7 protein-coding genes are annotated in these 7083 nt (G+C 68.1%); 5 read left to right on the top strand and 2 right to left on the bottom strand.

Going from position 1 to position 7083, the window contains the following annotated elements; genetic code table 11:
- Positions 1-662: TCP-1/cpn60 chaperonin family protein (locus BBK14_RS26180; protein WP_275078512.1), on the bottom strand; the 662-nt coding region annotated here is incomplete at its 3' end.
- Between the two features lie 406 nt (positions 663-1068).
- On the opposite strand from BBK14_RS26180, the gene BBK14_RS26175 reads away from it, so the two are divergent.
- A complete protein-coding gene (locus BBK14_RS26175) occupies positions 1069-1467 on the top strand; it encodes a hypothetical protein (protein WP_131802430.1) in 399 nt (132 codons plus the stop codon).
- Positions 1468-1755: 288 nt separating this feature from the next.
- Here BBK14_RS26175 and BBK14_RS26170 read toward each other — a convergent pair whose 3' ends face one another.
- Positions 1756-1947: a hypothetical protein gene (locus BBK14_RS26170; protein WP_071065909.1), complete on the bottom strand. Its 192-nt coding sequence runs from the start codon at positions 1945-1947 to the stop codon at positions 1756-1758.
- 839 nt (positions 1948-2786) lie between these two features.
- On the opposite strand from BBK14_RS26170, the gene BBK14_RS38540 reads away from it, so the two are divergent.
- The 4 genes from BBK14_RS38540 (at position 2787) to BBK14_RS26150 (ending at position 7076) form a co-directional block, all read left to right on the top strand.
- Positions 2787-2939 (top strand): hypothetical protein, encoded by a 153-nt coding sequence (locus BBK14_RS38540; protein ID WP_157904345.1) that lies wholly within the window; start codon positions 2787-2789, stop codon positions 2937-2939.
- 241 nt (positions 2940-3180) lie between these two features.
- The gene (locus tag BBK14_RS26160) at positions 3181-4815 is read left to right on the top strand and encodes a GMC oxidoreductase (RefSeq protein ID WP_071065907.1); all 1635 of its coding nucleotides are present in this window, start codon (positions 3181-3183) and stop codon (positions 4813-4815) included.
- A 126-nt stretch (positions 4816-4941) separates the two neighbouring features.
- Complete coding sequence (locus BBK14_RS26155) at positions 4942-5658, top strand: response regulator (protein ID WP_071065912.1); 717 nt, start codon at positions 4942-4944, stop codon at positions 5656-5658.
- Positions 5659-5741: 83 nt separating this feature from the next.
- On the top strand, positions 5742-7076 hold the full coding sequence (locus BBK14_RS26150; protein ID WP_071065906.1) for a beta-ketoacyl-[acyl-carrier-protein] synthase family protein: 1335 nt from the start codon (positions 5742-5744) through the stop codon (positions 7074-7076).
- Positions 7077-7083: the final 7 nt, after the last annotated feature.

Here is a 7083-nt window from a genome sequence, read left to right as displayed (position 1 = left end):
GTGATCAGGATGTACGGGTCGTCGAGGACGGCTTCCATGCGGTCGGTGTCGGTGACGAAGTAGGGCGAGATGTAGCCCTTGTCGAAGCGCATGCCCTCGGTGAGCTCGAGCTCGAGCCCGAAGGTGTTGCTCTCCTCGACGGTGATGACGCCTTCCTTGCCGACCTTGTCCATCGCCTCGGCGATCATGCTGCCGATGGCCGGGTCACCGGCGGAGATGGARGCGGYSGAGGCGATCTGCTCCTTGGTCTCCACGTCCTTGGCGACGCTGGAGAGCTCCKCGSAGACRSSYKCGRCGGCGGYYTCGATGCCCTTCTTCAGKSCSATSGGGTTCGCRCCGGCGGCGACRTTRCGCAGGCCCTCGCGSAYSAGAGCCTGGGCGAGRATSGTSGCGGTGGTGGTGCCGTCACCCGCGACGTCGTTGGTCTTCTTCGCGACTTCCTTGACGAGYTCCGCGCCGATCTTCTCGTACGGGTCCTCGAGCTCGATCTCCYKGGCGATGCTGACGCCGTCGTTGGTGATSGTGGGGACGCCSMACYTSYTCTCSAGSACGACGTTGCGRCCCTTGGGGCMGAGCGTGACCTTGACCGCGTCGGCCAGCTGGTTCATGCCGCGCTCCAGGCCGCGCCGTGCCTCTTCGTCGAAGGCAATGATCTTCGGCATATGGGGTGTTTCCTCCTGGGCTTGGGCCATGCGGAGGAGTGCCGGCCGCCGGCGGGTGCCTGACAACGAAGACGATGGGCTCGCGTGGCCCAGGCACCCGTCGCTCCGGAGGTTGGCACTCGACCTAGCTGAGTGCCAGCCACTGTATAGCTCTCGGCACCCCCGGAACCGAGGCCATCACCACCCCGCGTGATCGAGCCGAAGGGAAGAGCGCGGTGTACTGGCGACCACGCCGGGCGCCGATCCCGCCCGGCGCGAGAATTCGCAGGGGGAAGGCCTGGTCCGCCTGCGTTCGGCCCGCGCCGGTGCCCGCGCCGGCAGCCGGTAGGTCGGCACCGAGGTGCTCCGCCTCGTGGGCAACCCTGTTGGTCGGGCCCGCCGTCCAGCCCTTCAGCGCCAGTGCCGCTTGAACCCGTCACCTGGAAGGCCTGATATGCGACGCAGCGAGTTCACCGTCACCGCCGACCATCACCAGTTCCTCGTGTACAGCGGGAACTCGCCGGTGATCACCGCTGCCTCCGCCGGCGACGGTCTCGTTGCCGTCAGCGATGGGGGACTGAGGATAGTCACGGGGACGAACTACGGTCCGCTCGCCGTGCGGGTCGAGCTGCACAACAACGAGCCGCCGCCGCCCACGGCCGAGTGGACCGAGGTATCCGAGGTGAGTTTCCGCGTCCGTGTCGGTCCGATGGAGGTCGGCACCCTCATGGGCGGGCCGCTTCCGGTGAGGACGGTCTCGGTATCGCGGGAGAGGCTGCCTTCGGCATCGGTGGCGTCGTCACCTCCTGGCATTACCGGAGGTTGACAGAACCCTCGCAGGACGACCCATTTCCTCGCTTCGAGGAGTGTCTTCCGGAGCCGTCCGTGGTGGACATCGGCTGGGTCTCCGTGGAGGGGGGAACACGCGTCAAGTTGCGGCACGAGAACCTTCCGGAACTTCTTGGTCCCGCTGTGACTGATCTGTGGCGCTACTATCTCGCCAGGCTCGTGCGCCATTGCGAAACGGGTACCTGGGGCGACCACCCGTGGGACGACGCGCGCCGTACCGGCGGGCGTCCCCAGGCATCTCGACGCCCTGCTGGATAACCTCCTGCTACTGCCGTTGCGAAACCGGGGACAGGGTGTCGCTGTCGAGAGTGACGCCGAGATCGGACTCCAGGTGCGGGACGGAGTTCGAGCGGGGCCGGGTCAACCGCACCGACGAGATGCGCCATCTGCGGTCCGGCGGCGAACCGGTGAGGTAGTCGTGGCCGAGGCTGTCCGCCGCCTCCGCGATCCGGCGCACGTCATCGGACCCGCCGTCCCGTTCCCAGCCGGGATGCGTTCCCGGCTGGGAACGGGACGGGCGTGAGGAGACCGAACTCCGTCATGAGAGCCGACCTGACGTGACTGGAACTTAGTGAATGAGCGAGCACTTATCTCGGTGGTGGTGCGCTCGCCGGCCTCGCCGTTGACGGCGCCCACGCTGTGCCGCGTGGTGCCGGCTGCTCCGGGTGCGGCGGGCCCGACGTGGCTGCGGCCGCGCCTGACGCGAAGTCGGTGATCTTCGACGGCATGGTCCACCAGCTGCCCCGCGAATGTGGCGGGTGCTCGGCGGCCACGTCCCTGACCTCGGTCATCGCGAAGAAGGGCGACCATCGGCTGGTCGGCCATCCGTGTCACCCGCGGATATGACCTGTGCCGGCATCCTGCTCGTCGCGCGTGCCGAACGTGAGCCAGGTATGGATCTTCAAGCGGTTCGGAATCGGCCGACCAACTGCGGAAATGCATGCTCGTAGGTCGACCAGTTGACAGAAAAGTGATCGCTCACAATACTGGGCGCCATCCCGGAGCCGAGTGCTGGAGGCGGCATGGACGACCGGGTCGGCAATTCGGAGAGCGACAGCCGCGCTGGCGTCGTCTGTGTTCGAAGGGAGAGGTGGGGCGGGGCGCGGGCGATATGCACGACCCTGTGCTGGCCGGCATGGGCGCATCGCGGGGGCGGTGCGACCGGTATTCGACGGTGGTTCGAGGTGGAGTGTTGCCACGGATGAGCGGGTGTTGATTTTTCGCGGAGGTCGTCCGGGGTAATTACGCTGCCTGTGCTCATGCGTGACCGCCTGAGCCGCATGGTGTTGTGTCCGCGTGGTGATTTTTCCCGCGGCGAGTTTCGTGGCGCGGGCGGATGTCGAAGATCGCGAGCGCGCCGCGCCGGCGCTGGGAACTTCGAATCGCCTGTCCGGGCAGTGGTTGCTGTCCATTTTCCGCATTGCACCGCGCCGCGCACCGGTGTCGTGAGCTGACGCATCCTTTTTTGCGCCGCTGGATGGGGAGGTTCAGGCGGCCCTGTGTGCCTGCGCGAAAAACGTCCAACTGATTTCTGTGTGCCATAGGTCCTTAGGGGTCGCCGAGTGGCCTCTGTTCGGCGCGCCGGCAGGCCCGGAACCGGCCGAACCACTGCGTTCCCTTGGATCCATACATCGCACCGCCGATACGGGGCGGCGGCCTTTCGTAGTGCGACGGAAGAGATGGAGACACCATGTCTGACAACGCTTCCACACCCCTGGAATCCGGCCCGGGGCTGACCCGCCGGAGGATCCTCGGCACAGTGGCGCTTGGCGCGGCTGCGACTGGCGGGCTGGCGGCCGGCCCTGGCAGCGGACGGGCACGGGCCGCCACAGCCCCGGCGGACGCGGCCGTCACCGAGCAGCGGGAGCGGGCCGTCGTCATCGGCAGCGGATTCGGCGGCGGCGTAACCGCGCTGCGGCTGGCACAGGCCGGAGTGCCCACTCTTGTCCTGGAACGTGGCCTGCGGTGGCCGACGGGGCCGAACGCGACGACCTTCTGCCGCTGGGCGAACATCGACAACCGGTCCGCCTGGCTGACCGACCACAGCACGACCCCGGGTGTGGACAAGACCTGGACGCCCTACACCGGAGTGATCGAGAGCCTGCCGGGCGACGGCATAACGGTCAACTGCGGTGCCGGCGTCGGTGGCGGCTCGCTGGTGTACCACGGGATGACACTGCAGCCGACCAGCCAGAACTTCGCGGCCTCCATCCCGGAGGCCGCGAGTCTCTACCGCGACCTGAACCGGTGGGCCTACCCCACCGTCGCCACCATGCTGGGCGTCTCCACGGTGCCGAACGACGTGCTGAACGCGGATCAGTACCGGTCGTCCCGGCTCTTTCTGGATGTGGCAGCCAACAGCGGCCTGGAGCCGTTCCGGGTTCCGCTGCCGGTCGACTGGAGCTACGTCCGGGGTGAGCTCACCGGTCAGTACGAGCCGACCTACACCACCAGCGACATCGTCTTCGGCGTCAACAACGGCGGCAAGCACTCGATCGACGTCACCTACCTCGCCTCGGCCGAGGCCACGGGCCGGGTACGGGTGAGCCCACTGCACGTGGTGCGGGACGTCCAGATGGACCCGGACGGCCGCTGGGTGCTCTCCGTCGACCGCATCGACACCGGCGGCACCGTGCAGGAGCGGAAGCGGATCACCGCGGACGCGGTGTTCCTCAACGCCGGTTCCGCTGGTACCACGCGGCTCCTGGTCAAGGCGCGAGCCAAGGGGCTGGTGCCCGACCTCCCCGACGCCATCGGCACGAAGTGGGGAAACAACGGTGATCGGATCTACGCCTGGGTCGGCATGAACGGTGATCCTGGCACCCGGCAGGGCGGCCCGGCGTGTGTGGGCGGCCGGGACACACAGGGGCCGATTCCGGCCACCATCATCCATGCGGGTGCGCCCGCCGACACCGGCGGCGTGAAGCTGATGACGGTCGTCGGTTTCGGGATCGTCGACGCCGCTGGCACGTGGGCCTACGACCCGAACACGGATGACGCCAGGCTCACCTGGCCGGCGACCGGTGACGCCGCGCTCCAGACCCAGATCGCCGCCCGGATGCAGGCGATCGCCGCCGCGGGTGGCGGGATGATGATCGACACGAACGCCCAGGCGAACTCGACCTGGCATGCCCTGGGCGGGGTGCCGATGGGATCGGCGGTCGACCTGTACGGCCGGATCATCGGCCACAAGGGCCTCTACGTACTCGACGGGTCGCGGATCCCGGGCTCCACCGGTGCCTGTAACCCCTCCATGACGATCGCGGCCCTGGCCGAGCACAGCATGTCCACGATCATCCGTGAGGACGTCGGACGTGTCTTCTGACGGCACCACCGCTTCCTGAGCCTCCGCGCGGCCGCATCCGGCGGGAGCCGTCCAGGTTCCCGCCGTGAGGGCGGCGCTCCCCGCCCGATGCCCGATGTCCGACGCCTGCACCTGGAGCGTGAGCGTATGCCCGACGGCCGGATTCGCACGCTGATCGTCGAAGCCGACCCGATGACCGCTGAGGCCCACAGCGTCTATGTGGAGAAGCTCGCCGGCTTCACCGTCAGCGGGGTGACCCACACCGGCGCCCAGTGCCTGCGGCAGCTCACCCGTGACGACCACGATCTCGTGCTGCTTGATCTCACCCTGCCTGACATGACGGGCTTCGACGTGTGTCGCACGCTGCGGTGCCGGGGGGCCGTGCCGGACATCATCGCCGTCACGGCGGCCCGGGACGTCGCGACCGTGCGCACGGCGGTGGCCTACGGGGCCGTCCAGTATCTGGTGAAGCCCTTCGGTTTCGCCGCGTTCCGGAGCCGGCTTGAGTGCTACGCGGCGTTCCGCAGCGAGCTCATGCTGGGGCGCACCGGCCCGATCGGCCAGCGTGAGGTGGATGCGGCCCTCGCGGCGCTGCGGCCCGGAACCACCCTGTGGCCTGAGCAGCCCAAGGGCACGTCGATCGCGACTCTCGACGCGGTTGTCGCCTACCTCCGGCAGGCGGCCGGGCCGATGTCGGCGGACGAGATCGCCAGCGCTGTGGGCCTGTCCAGGGTGACGGCGCGTCGATACCTGGAGCGTCTCACCGATCAGCGGCTTACGAGCCGGACGCAACGGTACGGGCGGCCCGGCCGGCCGGAGCACCTGTACCAATGGCGAGACGTCCGCGTCGCTTCGACCAGATAAAGAACACTATGACCGAAATCGTGACTTCTCCCTGATGGTGCGCGATCTTGTGTGTCAAGATGCCGACCATGTTGGAGACCTGAGTGGACGAAGTGAGCGCACAGSCGGCTGACCGTGGCGAGCGGGACGTCCTTGTCACCGGAATGGGCTTCTGCCTCCCCGGCGAAGACGGTCCGGTCCTCACCGCCGAGGAGGTGTGGGACATCGCGTCGAACGGGCGTTCCTGCCTGGTCCAGGACGGTATTTACCACGGTCGGGTCGACCTGGCGCCGGAGATGTTCGAGGAGCGGCTGCCGGAGATTCCCAAGCTGTACTTGGCGCAGCTCACCAAGTCGCACCGCTTCGGGCTTCTCTCCTTCGTGGAGGCATGCTCGGACGCGAAGATCGATTTTCGGGCGGGCGCCCTGCGTCACGCCGCGATACTCACCGGGCGAGGGGGGCTCGACGACAACGTCGACCCGTACCGGGCCCTGCACGAGGCGACACCCGAGACGCTTTCCGCGGACGCCGCGACCGCGTTGTTCATCCGGGCCCAGCTCGGCATCACCTCGTACGACGTCACGCTCCTGCAGGCGTCGATCGCCCGGTCGATGGGCCCGAGCTTCACGGTTTCCTGTGGCTGTTCCTCCTCCACCATCCAGCTCGGCAACGCCCTGCGGATGATCGCCGCCGGGGAGGTCGACATCGCGGTCGTCACCGGTGTCGACGCGTTCAGCATGGACCTGATGCGCAACGCGCAGCGGCTTCTGCTCGCCGCGACGCGCGGCGGCCCGCAGCCCGGCGCGGACACCCTGCCCGAGACGCTGCCGTCGATGGACCGGCCGATGCGCCCCTACGACGTCCGCGCCGACTGCGTGAACTTCGGCGAGGGCTCGGTCACCGTGGTCCTGGAGAGCCGCCGGCACGCCGAGTGGCGCGGAGCACACGTCTACGGGCGCCTGATCGCGCAGGCCACCACACGTGACGGCCTTGCCAGCCCGCTGTCGCTGGACGACTCGGGCGCCTCACTGGTCGCCGCGGTGCGCAAGTGTCTCGGGGACCGCTGGAGCATCGACCAGATCCCGTACATCAACGGTGGTAGCGACGGTGACATGAACGTCACGAACACCGAGGCGAACGCCGTCCGGGAACTGTACGGGCCGGCGGTCCCGTCGGTTCTTCTCAGCTCGCAGGAGGCGTGTTTCGGGCACAGCGGGGCCCAGTCCGGAAACCTCGGCCTGGCATTGACTCTCCTCATGATGGAGAAAAGCCTGGCGTGCCCCACCGCGAACTGTGAGCAGCCGATCGAGGGCCTGCCTTTCGACCCGATTCCGGGAACGCGGCCGCGGCCGTTGCGGTTCGATCACGCGCTGAGCTTCACCTACCAGATCGGCGGCCTGAAGAGCGTGATCCTCATGAGTTCCGCCGATGCTTCCTGACGATGGT

It is taken from the genome of Parafrankia soli, assembly GCF_001854695.1.
In the GTDB taxonomy this organism is placed as follows: Bacteria; Actinomycetota; Actinomycetes; order Frankiales; family Frankiaceae; genus Parafrankia; species Parafrankia soli.
This window is presented reverse-complemented; position numbering and strand designations above follow the sequence as displayed.

Coding starts and splice junctions, on each gene's coding strand:
- BBK14_RS26160 (WP_071065907.1), top strand. CDS start 3,181: ATGTCTGACAACGCTTCCACACCCCTGGAATCCGGCCCGGGGCTGACC.
- BBK14_RS26155 (WP_071065912.1), top strand. CDS start 4,942: ATGCCCGACGGCCGGATTCGCACGCTGATCGTCGAAGCCGACCCGATG.